Raw genomic sequence first — 15,533 nt, 5'->3', positions numbered from 1 at the left:
CGTGTAACCTTGGTCTACTACAAGCTGAGCTGTTTCTAATTTGATTGCCGCAGAATAGGTTGCGCGTTTTAACTTCGTCATTTTTTCACCCAAATTTGTATGCTCAATAGCATAACATTTCTTTCTTAATGGGTGGCCAAATTAACTATGCCACTACAGTTTGAGTTTGAATTAGGCTTATAAGTTCCTCAGTCGTGGGGGGCTTTGGAAAAAGAAACAGATAGCAGGCATAACTAATGAGAGCCACAGCGCACAGGTAAGGTGTATATGGTGTTAGGTTTTTAATAGCCGCTTCGTTGAAATAGAAGCTACTGCCGACTGAAAAGAATATGCCGTAAAATCCATATGACCAATACTCTATCGTGAACTTATCAGGGGCTGGGAAAGGGACGAATTGAGAATATAAAGCCGGTAAAACCAGACAAGGTAATAAGGACAATAAAACCCATTTGTTTGATAGTAACTTAAGCCTCGGCAATACGCTGTTTTTGAAAGTCATGGCAACAGAAAATAAAACACTAAAACCAAATAAGTTCCATAAAAACCACAAGTGCATTGTGCTTGGTGATGGGTTTTTTGATTGCTCAAATAAAGTAAAAATAGCAGGTAGAGACTCGGGGAATTGTGATCCCCATTTAATAGCGTGTAAAAATAACCCGGCTAATATCGGGAAAAAGATTATAAAGGTAAAACGAGTCTTTTAAGCCGATGAGATGAAAATGACTTGATACCTTTTTTTTCAATTAAATGACCTGCAAAAAAGCCCGCAATGATAAAGGATAAGGGCATACGAAACAGGTGAAGCCAGTGACTTAAAGTATCAAAAATAGCATGATTTTTAGAGTCAGCGGTAAACCATATATTAGCCATAAATGGACTGTACGCTAAAGATGCGTGATAAATAATACCCAGCATTAATGCAATGGCACGGATGTTATCCATATAGTGTAAACGTTCATGACTTTTCATGGTTAGCCTTATTTAAGGTGTGTTGGCGTGAATGCACGACTAAGTTAACTGTTTTATAAGGCGGGTAATAGTGTCATACGTCATGCCTAGAACTATGACATATATCACTGTTTTAGCGTTATTTCCTTTGTCATAATAGCCTCTTATGCATGAATAATATAAAAACAGGGATATCTAATGGAGCAGGCTATACGTCACACAACAGATTGGACGCATTCAACGCTAGCGTCATGGCTCGGTGTATCTGTTGCCTCCCTATATTACGCACATTCAACGAGTACTCTTCTACTACAACTTCCATTGCATTTAATGATATTAGCGTTGCTCTGGTTTGTAATAAAGCGACCCAATGAACACGTTAATAGAGCATCAGTTACGTATTTTTCTCTCATCATCTTATTGATGACTTTAACCTCTACCACACTGGTATTTATTCATTTAGTTATGTTTACGGCCATATTCTGTTCACACCTTAGCCCAGCTCGAATAATTGCGTTTGTTGGCGCAATTTTAAGCATTTATTGTGCTTTGAGTTTTGAGCGTTGGGAAGGCAATATTCCTTGGATCACGATCATCGTTTGGAGTTTTTTTTGCTTAATGAATTGGTTTGTGAGTAGGCGGATCATCGAAAGCTTAAATGTACACTATCAGTCGAGGCAGAACTTTAAAGAATTAAAGGCCACCCAAAGCGTCATGCGTGCGATGAGCGCGGAACAAGAGAGGCTTAATTTATCTCGGGAGTTACATGATACATTGGGGCATAAATTAACAGCGCTGAGCATTAACCTAGACTTCGCTAAGCGTAAAGCAACGTCAGAGTCTGTAAAGACACTATCCCTTTGTCATGCGTTAAGCCAAGAGTTACTCGAGCAAGTGCGAGATATAGTTTCTAATCAACGGCGAGAGACTTCATTATTGAGAGCCAGTTTAGAGCATGTTTTTTCCGCCACACCTCAGTTAAAATGTCGCTTAGATTTGGCTGAGAAATTAAGTTTTTTAGATCAAAAAAACAGTTTATGCCTTATTCGGTTTTGCCAAGAAATGATCAGTAATACGCTAAAACATACTCAAGCAACAGAAATAGCATTTGATATTAATGTATGTGCTCAGCAAGAGAACAAGAGCTACTTAGTAGTTGCTACCGCAATACATAATCAAAGTGAACAAGCAATTCCAAAAAAGGGTAATGGCCTTAAAGGGTTGGAAGAGAGAATGGCTATGGTCAACGGACAATTTACGCAGTGTATAGAAGCGAGTCAACTTATTAATAAAATTACTTTTCCTTTGCAGCTGGCGCATAATTTAGTGGGTGAGATAAACCATGATTGAGTGTTTGTTGGCAGAGGACCAAACTTTAGTTCGCCTTGGGTTAAAAAATTTACTCGAGTTAGACGGTGAACTCGTTGTCACACACTGTGCTGAAAATGGGGCCGCGTGTATTGAATTATTAGCGCAGTATCAATTTGATGTTGTATTACTGGATATGAGAATGCCTGAAAAAACAGGTATTGATGTCCTGCAAGCGATGAAGAAGCATCAAAATACAACACCTGTACTGATAATCACGACTTTTGAAGATTGTGATGTACTTGTCCGAGCAATAAATTTAGGCGCCCGCGGATATATTTTGAAAAATGCGGAGTTAGAATGCCTAGTAGAGGCTATTAAAAAGGTCCATATCGGCCAGCAAGTTTTACAACCTACCTTGACTCAATATCTTTTGTCACAAAATTATGATAAGGCAGAGCGGCTAACTGACAAAGAATATGAAGTTTTAAAGTGCCTCTCTTTGGGGTTTTCGAATAAAGCAATTGCTGAAACTTTAAACAATTCAGAGGGCGCGATCCGTAATCATGTATCGCAAATCATCGCTAAATTGAATGTTAAAGACCGAACTCAAGCCGTTATAAAAGCAATTAATGACCATTTACTCTAGCGTATATCATTGCACAGCTGTTAGTTGGTGTTGTGTTTTTATAAGCGTGCTAACTATTCATAATGTTCACCAGCGTCCGTCATTACCTATTGGTTCATATATATTCTAATTTACATTATTTAACAGCTTGAAACTCAGCTTTACCTTCTTTTTCTTCTTATTTCATTCTTGGTAACTTTTTGTTTCTTATCAATATAAATGTATTGATTTGTATCCATGTACAGTTTGGTAACCTTCTGTTATCACTTTGTTTTTGTGGTGGTTGGGATCTGAACGCTTAGTCATTTATCGTTCATCTTCACCGCTCTAATTTGCAGCTACACAAATTTAATAAACATGTATGGCGGTGGTATGGCCATATCTAAGTGTAGAAGGTGAGTATGAAAAAATCAGTTATTGCGTTGTCTATCGCTGCGTCTGTTCCTATGTTTTCAAATAATGTACAAGCACAAGACGCCGTTAAACCTATTGAAAAAATTGAAGTGACTGGGTCTAAAATTAAACGCTCAGATATGGAAACAGCCAGCCCTGTGACTATTATTGGTGCTGAAGATATTAAAGCCTCTGGCGCAGTTACTGTTGATGATATATTACAAGATATGACGGCTGCGGGCGGTGCGATGACCAACCCAGGGGTAAATAATGGCTCTGGTGGTAACGCGAGTATTAATTTACGAGGTATGGGGGCGCAAAGAACTTTAGTGTTGGTGAATGGTCGTCGTATGATCAATTCAGGTACGGGGGCTGCATCAACCGTTGATTTAAATACCATTCCAGTGTCGATGATTAAATATGTTGAAGTGCTTAAAGATGGCGCATCAGCCGTGTACGGCACGGATGCGGTTGCTGGTGTGGTGAATATTATCCTAAAAGATGACTTTGAGGGTGCTGAACTCAATGTTCAAACGGGTTTAAGCGGTGAAGGTGATGCGCAAAGAAATAGTATTGATCTAACAGTTGGTAACAGTTTCGACAAAGGCAATATGGTATTTAGCCTGCAATATATGGATAGAGGGGAGGCGAGCCAAGCAGATCGAGATTTTTCAAAATGCCCAATCACTGAAAGTGCCGATGGTACCGAGTTACTGTGTGGGGGGTCTTCAATTACGCCCAACGGTCATCTTTATTTAGAAAATGGCAAAGAGTTACAAGGCAGTCCTGATGGGGCTTACAGCGAATACAACCCTGAGTCAGATCCGTACAATTACTCTGAAGATAGTTACCTTTATACTCCAATGCAAAGCTTGAATCTAACAGGCGTTGTTAATTATGAACTGTCTGATAACACCACACTATTCACCGAGGCGCTGTATACAAAACGTTGGTCAGAGCAACAAATGGCCCCTCAGCCTGTGTGGTTCGATTTTAATTACACGGAAGAAATGGGAGATGACTTACTGGAGCATGGTGCAGAGTATGGTGATACTGTGCATTATCGTCGCCGTATGAGCGATACAGGTACGCGGGACTTTTCTCAAGTGGTTGATACTCTGCGTACGGTCGTCGGGTTAGAGGGGGTATTAGCAAATGATTACAATTGGGATGTGGCATTAAATTTTGGCAGAAATGACTCAGTCGATAAACTATCTAATTTACATAATGTTGGCAGCTTAACAGAAGATATAGAAAATGGTGTGTTTAACCCGTTAGATCAAGCGTCTTGGTCTGCTGAAAACATGTCTGATTATATTTATACTGAGCAAAATACCGGTGGCAGTCAAATGCTTAACTTAAGTGCTTCATTGTCTGGTGAACTTTTGGAGTTACCAGCCGGTTATGTGGGGTTTGCAACAGGAATTGAAAGTCGTACTGAAAAGGCGTGGTATACGCCTGATTCACTGACTTCACAAGGGCTTGCCAATGATCCTAAAGTTGAGCCAACTAGCGGTTCTTATGATGTGAATGAAGCATTTTTAGAGCTGGCGGTACCTGTATTGACAGACTTACCGTTTGCGCAGCAGGTGGATTTAAGTGCGGCTGTTAGGGCATTTGATTACCCTAGCTTTGGTAGTGACTCTACTTGGAAATTAGGGTTTACGTGGAAGGTGAATGATGAATTTATGTTTCGTGGAGTGCGCTCAACCGCGTTTAGAGCACCAACGGTTGATGAGCTTTATGGCGGTAACTCCCCGTCGTTTCAGCAAATTAGCCATGCGTTATTAGATAGTCAAGCAGAGGTTACAGTAGGTGGTAATGATCAGTTAACACCTGAAGAAGCTGACACGCTGACGGCAGGGCTTGTTTATGAACCACAATGGCTACAAGGTTTATCAATGACGCTTGATTATTATGACATCGCAATTAGTAACGCCATTGGTAGTGTCGACAATCAGTTTATTGTTGATAGCTGTATCGATAGCAGTGGGCAGCAAAAAAACCAAGATTCAGCAGTATGCCAATCTGCTAACGTACAGGTGTCGAATGGGAAAGCGACGTTTAATAATCAACTGCAAAATATTGGCGAAGAAATAACGCGCGGGGTTGATTTAAACTTACTTTATAAGTTTGATGCAATGGGCTATGACTGGTCAGCTGGGTTAGATACGTCATTTTTACATGAACGTATTGTAACCAATGCGGGTGAGACCATTGATTATACTGGGCTTATCACTTCAAGCACTGGCGGCTATGCCGATATTAAGTCAAATCTAACCTTGGCTGTAAAGTCTAATAATTGGAGTGCCAATTATAAAATACGCTATATTTCGGGTATGGACAGTTATGCGTGCGTAAGTGAGCCTGCTTCGTGTTATGCACCAAGTACGCCGTCAGTTATGTATCATGACTTGTCTGGGAGTTATTTTATAAATCAAAGTGTAAAGGTATCGGCTGGCATTAATAACTTATTTGATGAACAACCCCCTTATTATACCGGCAATAATGACTCAAATACGGATCCGTATACGTATGACACGTTAGGTCGCTACTTCTTCGCAGGGGTTAATGTGGCATTTTAGTTTTACATATAACACTTAGCCTCAGTTTTACTCAATAAGACCGACCAAAGGCACGCGCTTGCGTGCCTTTTATATGGCTGATTCAAAATGTCCATGCTACATGAAGTTGTGGCGCAGATTCATTCACCGTGCCTCCTAATTTATTTCGCCATATTTGCCATTCTATTCCAAGCATCAGTGTGTCACTCTGGTTACCTAGCGCATGTCCCAGATCCCATTGTAAAATAGGTTGAGCAAGTAACCAGTCATTGACATAGGCGCCAAATTCATTTTGCCGGGAACCTATATATTCAGCATGGCCGGTAAATAAAAACTTTTGGTTGCCTAAGGTGAAAGGGTAGCCCCAAGCAAGGTCAAACATCCACGCGTTACTTTGTGATGGCACTCCCTGTTTAGCAACGCCAGCACTGTCGTCAAAATAGCCCGTGATGGTGGTTGATACATAATTGAAGCCCGGAATGTCCCAGCTTAGTTTGATGCCAGGTAAGTATTTTACCACTTTTGGGTCACCTGCAATATTGACCCCCATGACTAAGCCAACATCTTTAAGAAACCCTTTTTTAAAGGAGTAGTCACTTACTGCGCTTAAGCTAACAGTTGAGTACCACTCCAAATAAAAATCACGGTCTTGATAGTTATCTTCTATGTCGTCATCGATATAGTCAACAAAGAAAAAATTATCCCCGTAGTCATAGCCAGATGCATGTTGAAGCGAAAACACACTGGTTTTCGCTTCATCTAAAGTAAAGGGGTTGGTAAATTCTCCACGATTAACGTGAAGCTGGGTTGTACTCCAATTAGCAGCAAGCGACGACGAGGAGCAAGTAATTAAATAAGCAGATATGAGTATGAGAGGTTTATTCATTGTGTAGGCACTTTCCGTAGGTACGTGAGCAACAATGAAGAGTATAGCAAAGGCACCACAGAGGGTGCCTAGAAACGTTTATATTATTACGCTTTATTTCGTCTTAAGCATATGACTGCGACCGCTGTAAATGCCAAAATAAAACAATAATAAGAGGAGGTTGAAACATCCCAAGGGCTGATCTTAAATGTGGCACCTAATAACAAAGCTTGTGCGCCGTATGGTAATGAACCCTGCATAACACAGGCAAAAATATCGAGTAAGCTAGCTGAACGCTTAGGGAGAATATTACCATCATCAGCCAGCTTTTTGGCAACAGGGCCAGCAACAATAATACTCACAGTATTGTTGGCGATACACAAATTACTGGTGAGCACCAAAGCTGCAATCCCTAACTGATCAGCAACTTTTCTGTGCCACTTAGCAATAATAGAGGTAAGCCATTGTATTTTTTCAGCTAAGTAATCTAAACCGCCATTGATACGAATAAATTCAGATAAGCCGCCAATAAACATAGAAAGTAAGAATATTTCCTGCATACTGCTAAAACCGTCATATACGTCTTTGGCAAAACTTGCGACTTCATAATCGCCCGTAAAGCCCATTGCGGCGGCAAAGAGAATACCACTGAACAGTACTACGAATACATTCATACCTGCGACGGCCAAGAATAAAATAAAGGCATAAGGCAATACTAGCAGCCAATCAAACTCCTTAGTTTCAACCGGTTGGGGCTCAGGTGTTAAGAACATTAATAAGCAAACGGTTAAGATAGCCGCTGGTAATGCAATTTTCAGGTTCTCTCTAAACTTGTCCTTCATTTCGCACCCTTGTGTACGCGTCGCAGCAATGGTTGTATCTGAAATTATCGATAAATTATCACCAAACATAGCACCTGACACAATGGTACCTGCCATTACAGCAGGGTCTATTCCCGTTTTAACAGACACAGCTAAGGCAATGGGCCCAATGGCGCCAATTGTCCCCATTGACGTACCCATAGCAGTAGATACAATCGCGGCTATGAGGAAAAGGCCTGGTAGCAAAAATGAGGCTGGGATAAGCGATAAACCGGCATTTACTACAGCATCAACTCCCCCTGTCGCACCGGCAACAGCAGAAAAAGCGCCTGCTAATAAGTATATAAGGCACATGGTAATGATGTTGCTATGACCTGCGCCCTTGATGAAGGTTTCTACACTTTGATTGATAGACGCTTTATTAACTAAAAAAGCAATCACAATGGCAGGTAAGATCGCGACAGGTGCAGGGAGTTGATAAAATGCATAGTCAACGCCCTGAGATTGTAAATAAAGTCCGACGCCTAAAAATAGAACGACAAAAGAAAGTAAAGGTAAAAGCGAGAGCTTCGCTTGGGTTTTGTTCAAATCTGGCTGCATAGTGCTCCCCAAAAAAAATACCACAGCCATTATCCGTTATTAGCTGCATTTAAACTGCTACGCCCGCAATAAGTTAAATCGGCGAGTGTGGAAGTTTAAACATGTAGACGTCTAAAGTCTATGGTAATCTGTTATTATTGTTTTCACTGACTATGGCACAGAGATCCTATAAACTCTACAGCCATTGTTTAGTGTTCATCAGACGAATAGAGATAAGTTATGGATAAAATTGGAATTTTTGGTGCTAACGGACGTATGGGGTTAGCCCTTGTTGAAGCATGTGGCTTGGTAGCTGATGTTCAGCTTACAGCTGCATTTGTACGACAGAGTTCAGATTTACTCGGTACGCCTGTACGAGACAAACAACCCTGCGCAGACCGCGGTCTTGCCTTTGTCAGTGAAGAGCTTGTTTCAGAGTACACTGGTTCTGTTTTAATTGATTTTACTTTGCCTGACGGTATGAAGCGCCATTTGAGCATCGCAGTTGAAAATAAGGTGCCGATGGTAATTGGGACTACTGGGTTGACTGCGGATGATATGGAACTGCTAAAAAAAGCTGCACAGGATATTCCGATTGTTTTCGCTCGTAATTATAGTGTGGGTGTTAATTTACTTTTGAACTTAGTGCAAACGGCTGCAAGCAAGTTGGCTGATGAAATGGATATTGAAATTTTTGAAGCACATCATCGCAATAAAATTGACGCGCCATCAGGGACAGCATTAGCTATTGGTGAAGCAATTGCGCACGCAAAAGGGTGGGATCATGATGAAGTCGCTCGGTTTGATCGTACACAAGTGGAAGAAGCTAAATCTCAAAATGAGATTGGTTATTCTGTCCTTAGAGCTGGAGACATAGTAGGAGAACATACGGCTTACTTCGCTACGATGGGTGAAAGGCTTGAATTAACTCATAAAGCAGCATCTCGTTTGACCTTTGCCTCTGGTGCTGTAAGGGCTGCAAAGTGGTTGAAGGATCAACCAAATGGACTTTATGATATGCAAGATGTCCTAGGATTGAAGGAGTAAAGTTAGAATTATAGCCCTTTGATGGTGTTTTTGGCTTTTAGGTGCTGTTTTTAGTGTTTTTTATTTTTTTATTAGACGACTTTAAGAAAGTGCTGTAAACTACAACGAATTTGCCAAAAATTATTACTGCGTGTTACCAAGCGCTTTGTGAACGGGATGAAAGCGTAATGGCTAGCTCCCGTTTTTTACCATTTAGGAGGTTATCTTGACTAAATCCGCTCTGTTAGTCCTTGAAGACGGCACAGTGTTTCGCGGTACTGCGATCGGCGCTGACGGCTTGTCAGTCGGTGAAGTAGTATTCAATACGTCTATGACTGGTTATCAAGAAATTTTGACAGACCCGTCGTACGCGGAACAAATTGTAACGCTGACTTACCCACATATCGGTAATACCGGAACTAACAGTGAAGACGAAGAAGCGGACCAGATCTGGGCAAAAGGCCTGGTGATCCGTGATTTGCCTTTACTTGCTAGTAATTTCCGTAACGAACAATCGTTAAGTGATTACCTAAAAGAACGTAATATCTTAGGGATAGCGGATATTGATACACGTAAATTGACGCGTATTTTACGTGATAAAGGCGCGCAAAATGGGTGTATTATTGCTGGTGACTCACTCGATGAGCAGCAAGCATTAGAAGCAGCGAAAGCATTCCCAGGTCTTAAAGGCATGGATTTAGCAAAAGTAGTCTGTACGAAAGAGCAGTATACTTGGGCTGATTCAAGCTGGACTTTAGGTGAAGGCTACCGAACGCTTGCGGCAGAAGAAGAAAGATTCCATGTAGTTGCATATGACTTTGGCGTGAAGAAAAATATTTTACGTATGCTGGTGGATCGTGGTTGTAAGCTAACAGTGGTACCTGCAGAAACCTCCGCTGCAGACGTGTTAGCATTAAACCCAGATGGTATTTTCTTATCAAATGGACCTGGTGATCCTGAACCATGTACCTATGCCATTAGCGCGATTAAAACTTTCTTAGAAACAGATACACCAATCTTTGGTATTTGTTTAGGTCATCAATTATTGGCATTAGCTTCAGGTGCGCAAACAGTTAAAATGAAGTTTGGTCATCATGGTGGTAACCACCCAGTGAAAGACCTAGACCGTAACGTGGTGATGATCACAGCGCAAAACCATGGTTTTGCAGCAGATGAAGCAAGTCTACCTGATACGCTACGTGCAACGCATAAATCATTATTTGATGGGACTTTGCAGGGTATTCACCGTACAGATAAGCCTGCATTTAGCTTCCAAGGTCACCCTGAAGCAAGCCCAGGCCCACATGATGCAGCGCCTTTGTTTGACCATTTCATTGAACTAATGCTAGCTCGTAAAGCTTAATTGAGACCGGAGTAATAATGCCAAAACGTACTGATTTAAAAAGCATTCTTATCTTAGGTGCAGGCCCGATTGTTATCGGCCAAGCCTGTGAATTTGACTATTCAGGTGCTCAAGCGTGTAAAGCACTTAGAGAAGAAGGTTATCGAGTTATTCTTGTTAACTCAAACCCTGCGACCATTATGACGGACCCTGAAATGGCTGACGCGACGTACATCGAGCCAATTCATTGGGAAGTTGTTGAAAAAATTATCGAGAAAGAAAAGCCAGATGCTGTACTGCCGACTATGGGTGGTCAAACGGCATTGAACTGTGCGCTAGATTTAGATAAATATGGTGTGCTAGCTAAGCATGGTGTAGAGCTGATTGGCGCAACGGCAGATGCTATCGACAAAGCTGAAAACCGAGAACGTTTTGACGTTGCGATGAAAAATATCGGCTTAGAATGTCCTCGTGCAGAAATTGCGCATACAATGGACGAAGCACATGATGTTTTAACTCGCATTGGTTTCCCGTGTATTATTCGCCCTTCATTCACTATGGGTGGAACGGGTGGCGGTGTTGCATATAACCAAGAAGAGTTCGATGAAATTTGTACTCGTGGTCTTGACCTTTCACCAACCAGCGAACTATTAATCGATGAAAGCTTAATTGGGTGGAAAGAGTACGAAATGGAAGTTGTTCGTGACAAAAACGACAACTGTATCATTGTTTGTGCTATTGAAAACTTCGATCCAATGGGTGTACACACAGGTGATTCAATCACGGTTGCGCCAGCACAAACATTGACCGATAAAGAATACCAATTGATGCGTAATGCTTCAATGGCAGTTTTACGTGAAATTGGTGTTGAAACAGGTGGTTCAAACGTACAGTTTGGTGTTAACCCTGATGATGGGCGTATGGTTATCATCGAGATGAATCCGCGTGTATCTCGTTCATCTGCGCTTGCCTCTAAAGCGACAGGTTTCCCAATTGCGAAAATTGCTGCAAAGCTTGCGATTGGCTATACCCTTGATGAACTTCAAAATGACATTACAGGTGGCGCAACACCAGCATCATTTGAACCGTCAATTGACTATGTTGTCACTAAGATCCCACGTTTTAACTTTGAAAAATTTGCCGGTGCAAATGACCGTCTAACTACACAGATGAAGTCTGTGGGTGAAGTGATGGCGATTGGTCGTAACCAGCAAGAGTCATTACACAAAGCGCTTCGCGGACTAGAAGTAGGTGCAAATGGATTTAATCCAATTGTGGCACTTGATGACCCTAAGGCGAAAGAAAAAATCATTCGTGAATTACGTGAGCCTGGTGCGGAGCGTATTTGGTACATTGCAGATGCACTACGTCATGGTATGAGCGTTGAAGATGTATTTGAATTGACTAAGGTTGACCGTTGGTACTTAGTGCAAATCGAAGACATCATCAAAGATGAAGCAACCATTGCGGATGTCGGCTTAGCAGGTCTTAACAAAGATTTCTTACGCCGCCTCAAACGTAAAGGGTTTGCTGATGCACGTATTGCGGAAATTGCGGGTGTATCAGAAAAAGAAATTCGTAAAAAGCGTCACCAACTAGATATTTTGCCAGTTTATAAGCGCGTAGATACGTGTGCGGCAGAGTTTAGTTCAGATACCGCTTACATGTATTCTTCTTATGATGAAGAATGTGAAGCCAATCCGTCTGATAAAGATAAGATCATGGTTATAGGCGGTGGTCCAAACCGTATCGGCCAAGGTATCGAGTTCGATTACTGCTGTGTACATGCTGCACTTGCACTACGCGAAGATGGTTATGAAACGATTATGGTTAACTGTAACCCTGAAACGGTTTCAACAGACTACGATACGTCTGATCGTTTATTCTTCGAGCCAATTACGCTTGAAGATGTCCTTGAAATAGTCCGAGTCGAAAAGCCAATAGGTGTTATTGTTCAGTACGGTGGTCAAACACCATTGAAATTAGCGCGTGAGCTAGAAGCGAATGGAGTTCCAATTATTGGTACTTCTCCTGATGCAATTGACCGTGCTGAAGACCGTGAACGTTTCCAACAATTGGTTGAACGTCTAGATCTTTTACAACCTGAAAATGCAACGGTAACGTCAACGGAAGAAGCGATTGCTAAGTCTCAAGAAATAGGCTTCCCATTAGTTGTTCGTCCATCATATGTGCTAGGTGGCCGTGCGATGGAAATTGTATATGATGAAGATGATTTACGCCGTTATATGACTGAAGCTGTACAAGCGTCAAATGAAGCGCCTGTATTGCTTGATCGTTTCTTAGATGATGCGATTGAAGTTGATGTGGATGCAATTTGTGATGGTGAGCAAGTTATTATCGGTGGCATCATGGAGCACATTGAGCAAGCGGGTGTTCACTCTGGTGACTCAGCATGTTCATTGCCAGCACATTCGTTACCGCAAGACATACAAGACGTTATGCGTAAGCAAGTAACAGGTATGGCATTGGAGCTTGGAGTTGTAGGTTTAATGAATACGCAATTTGCTGTTAAAGACGGCAAAGTGTATTTAATTGAAGTAAACCCTCGTGCTGCTCGCACAGTGCCGTTTGTTTCAAAAGCAACGGGCGTGGCATTGGCTAAAGTGGCTGCGCGTTGTATGGCGGGTCAAACCTTAGCAAGCCAAGGCGTTACGGAAGAGATCATTCCACCATACTACAGTGTTAAAGAAGTGGTACTGCCGTTTGCTAAGTTCCAAGGTGTAGATCCATTACGTGGCCCAGAGATGCGTTCAACGGGTGAAGTGATGGGGGTTGGTGATAATTTCGCCGATGCGTTTGCAAAAGCACAATTAGGTGCGGGTAATGCTTTACCGCGCGGTGGCCGCGCGCTACTATCTGTGCGTAACAGCGACAAGTCACGTATTGTTGAATTGGCTAAAACCATGAGAGAAATTGGTTTTGAGTTAGACGCAACAAACGGTACAGCAAAAGCCCTTGAAGAAGCTGGCATTGAAGTTCGCCGCGTGAACAAGGTATTTGAAGGCCGCCCACACATTCTTGACCGTATCAAAAATGGTGAGTATAGCTACATTGTAAATACCACTGAAGGTCGCCAAGCAATTGAAGACTCGAAGGTGTTACGTCGTGGTGCGTTACGACACAAAACAAACTACACCACAACGCTTAATGCAGCGTTTGCTAACTGTACTGCGTATGCTGCAGATGACAGAAACGTAGTGAACTCTGTACAAGAACTACACCAACGATTGAACTAAGGACAAAGCCAAGGCCTCGTGGCTTTGGCGATAAGTGAGATACTTATGCAATCAATTCCGATGACAGTGCGAGGTGAGCAATTACTTCGTGAAGAACTAAACCATTTAAAATCGGTTGTTCGCCCTAAAATAGTTGCCGATATCGCTGATGCGCGTGAACACGGTGACTTAAAAGAAAATGCTGAATATCATGCAGCGCGTGAGCAGCAAGGCTTTTGTGAAGGCCGTATTCAAGAGATTGAAGCGAAGCTTTCAACATCACAGATTATTGATGTCACTAAATTGGCAAATAATGGCAAGGTGATATTTGGTACTACCGTTACAATTGTGAATGTAGATACTGATGAAGAAGTAAAATATCGCATTGTTGGTGATGATGAAGCCGATATAAAAAGTAATCTAATTTCAGTTAATTCACCTATAGCGCGTGGCTTAATTGGTAAAGAGTTAGATGACACAGCAAATATTCAAACACCTAACGGTGCTGTTGAGTTTGAAATCATCGAAGTTGAATATATTTAAGTATTAAATTTATTCATTAAAAAAGCCGAGCTAAGCTCGGCTTTTTTGTATGCGATACTTGAGTATAGCCAACTCCCTTTCGTTATTTTCTGTTATGAGCAGTTCAGCGCATCAATTACCTATGTACATCTTGATATAGGTTTGAAACACAATCTCCTCAGTTACCTCAAGCTAGCAGCTGATTATTACGGAACGTATATTTTTATTAATTGAATATCAAACTCACCAACTTTTAAAAATTATTACTTAAGAACATTGTGCACTCATGCTTTTATAACCAATAAGAAAAATAAATTAAACTATTACTGGTTCTATAGCTATAGTTAATTTTATGGAGCAATACGCTCTAGGAATTAATTAATATAACCATAAGAGAAAAATTTTCTTTAATACTAATGCTTGTATATTTTCTTATCCTTGATGAAGGGCAATCAAGGGAAAATAAATATTCGTTATAAACTATGTGGCTAATTTAATCTCCTCCTCTCTTTAATATCAACCTAAATTAATATTCTGTAAGAGTTTTTAACGCGCGGCTTTCTATAATTTATTAGAGCGTAGAGTCCAACTTGTTAATTTAATATTTTACTAATATTGATGTGTTTTGTTACAAAAATCACCTGCTAAATAAAGGTGTAACCCCGAAGTTTGTGATATTTTTCTACTAGAAAAATTTTAATAAAAAGGAAATGAAGTGAAGGTATTCATTAAATGGCTCAGCATTATTTTTTTTAGTATAGTGGTTCTACTGGGTAGTTTTGGTTTGCACGAATGGCATGCAGAAAAGCCGTTATCATTTAGAATCTTTCTAGACCGGACTCTTATAAAGTTTTCGTTAGACACACCTGAAATGCTTACCGCATTGGGTATTTTAGACTCGGTGGGGATCACAGCACATAATGGACAGTTAGATGATTTGTCTTTGGCGCATACGGAGGCTAAAAACCAATTTATTAGAAAGACCATCGAAGTTCTGCAGCGTTATAATGATAGTGATTTAGATGAACAAGAGCAATTGACCAAAGAGGTTGCCCACTACTTGCTGTCACAAATGGTTGCTAGCCCTGAGCTGCATCATCATGATTATCCGGTGAACCAATTATTTGGCGTCCAAAATAACTTTCCAACGTTTATGGATTCACAGCATCCTGTGAATGATGAGCAAGGTGCGCTTCATTATTTAGCGCGTTTGGATGCAGTAAAGCTTAAATTTACTCAGCTCTTAGAGGGGTTAGTACTTAGAGAAAATAAAGGCATAATTCAGGGCAAGAGCATGAAAA

General features: G+C 41.1%; 11 protein-coding genes. 8 read left to right on the top strand and 3 right to left on the bottom strand.

Going from position 1 to position 15,533, the window contains the following annotated elements:
* Positions 1-678 precede the first annotated feature (678 nt).
* Positions 679-969 carry an acyltransferase family protein gene (locus CWC18_RS05145; RefSeq protein WP_138674856.1) on the bottom strand — a complete coding sequence of 97 codons (291 nt, stop codon included), beginning with the start codon at positions 967-969 and terminating at the stop codon, positions 679-681.
* A 177-nt stretch (positions 970-1,146) separates the two neighbouring features.
* Between CWC18_RS05145 and CWC18_RS05140 the strand changes: the two genes are divergently transcribed.
* From CWC18_RS05140 to CWC18_RS05130, 3 genes are all read left to right on the top strand, one after another.
* Positions 1,147-2,298, top strand: coding sequence for a sensor histidine kinase (locus CWC18_RS05140; protein WP_138674855.1), 1,152 nt, complete (start codon positions 1,147-1,149; stop codon positions 2,296-2,298).
* The gene (locus CWC18_RS05135) at positions 2,291-2,905 is read left to right on the top strand and encodes a response regulator (RefSeq protein WP_138674854.1); all 615 of its coding nucleotides are present in this window, start codon (positions 2,291-2,293) and stop codon (positions 2,903-2,905) included. Before CWC18_RS05140 ends, CWC18_RS05135 begins: the two co-directional genes overlap by 8 nt.
* Before the next feature lie 380 nt (positions 2,906-3,285).
* Complete coding sequence (locus CWC18_RS05130; RefSeq protein WP_138674853.1) at positions 3,286-5,862, top strand: TonB-dependent receptor; 2,577 nt, start codon at positions 3,286-3,288, stop codon at positions 5,860-5,862.
* A gap of 82 nt (positions 5,863-5,944) precedes the next feature.
* On the opposite strand, the gene CWC18_RS05125 is transcribed toward CWC18_RS05130, so the two are convergent.
* Complete coding sequence (locus CWC18_RS05125; RefSeq protein WP_138674852.1) at positions 5,945-6,727, bottom strand: nucleoside-binding protein; 783 nt, start codon at positions 6,725-6,727, stop codon at positions 5,945-5,947.
* Positions 6,728-6,813: 86 nt separating this feature from the next.
* Positions 6,814-8,127 carry a Na+/H+ antiporter NhaC family protein gene (locus CWC18_RS05120; protein ID WP_138590795.1) on the bottom strand — a complete coding sequence of 438 codons (1,314 nt, stop codon included), beginning with the start codon at positions 8,125-8,127 and terminating at the stop codon, positions 6,814-6,816.
* Positions 8,128-8,346: 219 nt separating this feature from the next.
* Here CWC18_RS05120 and dapB point away from each other — a divergent pair, with 219 nt between their 5' ends.
* The 5 genes from dapB to CWC18_RS05095 form a co-directional block, all read left to right on the top strand.
* Positions 8,347-9,153: a 4-hydroxy-tetrahydrodipicolinate reductase gene (gene dapB, locus CWC18_RS05115; protein WP_138674851.1), complete on the top strand. Its 807-nt coding sequence runs from the start codon at positions 8,347-8,349 to the stop codon at positions 9,151-9,153.
* A 205-nt stretch (positions 9,154-9,358) separates the two neighbouring features.
* Positions 9,359-10,495: a glutamine-hydrolyzing carbamoyl-phosphate synthase small subunit gene (gene carA / locus CWC18_RS05110; RefSeq protein ID WP_138590777.1), complete on the top strand. Its 1,137-nt coding sequence runs from the start codon at positions 9,359-9,361 to the stop codon at positions 10,493-10,495.
* A 17-nt stretch (positions 10,496-10,512) separates the two neighbouring features.
* The gene (gene carB / locus CWC18_RS05105; RefSeq protein WP_138590775.1) at positions 10,513-13,731 is read left to right on the top strand and encodes a carbamoyl-phosphate synthase large subunit; all 3,219 of its coding nucleotides are present in this window, start codon (positions 10,513-10,515) and stop codon (positions 13,729-13,731) included.
* Positions 13,732-13,776: 45 nt separating this feature from the next.
* Positions 13,777-14,253, top strand: a complete 477-nt coding sequence (gene greA / locus CWC18_RS05100) for a transcription elongation factor GreA (RefSeq protein ID WP_138590773.1) — start codon at positions 13,777-13,779, stop codon at positions 14,251-14,253.
* A 694-nt stretch (positions 14,254-14,947) separates the two neighbouring features.
* On the top strand, positions 14,948-15,533 hold a 586-nt coding region (locus tag CWC18_RS05095), incomplete at its 3' end, for a DUF885 family protein (RefSeq protein ID WP_249348274.1).

Origin of the sequence: Pseudoalteromonas aurantia (assembly GCF_005886875.1) — a bacterium.
Classification (GTDB): Bacteria; Pseudomonadota; Gammaproteobacteria; order Enterobacterales; family Alteromonadaceae; genus Pseudoalteromonas; species Pseudoalteromonas aurantia_A.
The sequence above is the reverse complement of the archived record's forward strand: the minus strand, read 5'-3'. Positions and strand labels throughout refer to the sequence as shown.

Coding starts and splice junctions, on each gene's coding strand:
- CWC18_RS05145 (WP_138674856.1), bottom strand. CDS start 969: ATGAAAAGTCATGAACGTTTACACTATATGGATAACATCCGTGCCATT.
- CWC18_RS05140 (WP_138674855.1), top strand. CDS start 1,147: ATGGAGCAGGCTATACGTCACACAACAGATTGGACGCATTCAACGCTA.
- CWC18_RS05135 (WP_138674854.1), top strand. CDS start 2,291: ATGATTGAGTGTTTGTTGGCAGAGGACCAAACTTTAGTTCGCCTTGGG.
- CWC18_RS05130 (WP_138674853.1), top strand. CDS start 3,286: ATGAAAAAATCAGTTATTGCGTTGTCTATCGCTGCGTCTGTTCCTATG.
- CWC18_RS05125 (WP_138674852.1), bottom strand. CDS start 6,727: ATGAATAAACCTCTCATACTCATATCTGCTTATTTAATTACTTGCTCC.
- CWC18_RS05120 (WP_138590795.1), bottom strand. CDS start 8,127: ATGCAGCCAGATTTGAACAAAACCCAAGCGAAGCTCTCGCTTTTACCT.
- dapB (WP_138674851.1), top strand. CDS start 8,347: ATGGATAAAATTGGAATTTTTGGTGCTAACGGACGTATGGGGTTAGCC.
- carB (WP_138590775.1), top strand. CDS start 10,513: ATGCCAAAACGTACTGATTTAAAAAGCATTCTTATCTTAGGTGCAGGC.
- greA (WP_138590773.1), top strand. CDS start 13,777: ATGCAATCAATTCCGATGACAGTGCGAGGTGAGCAATTACTTCGTGAA.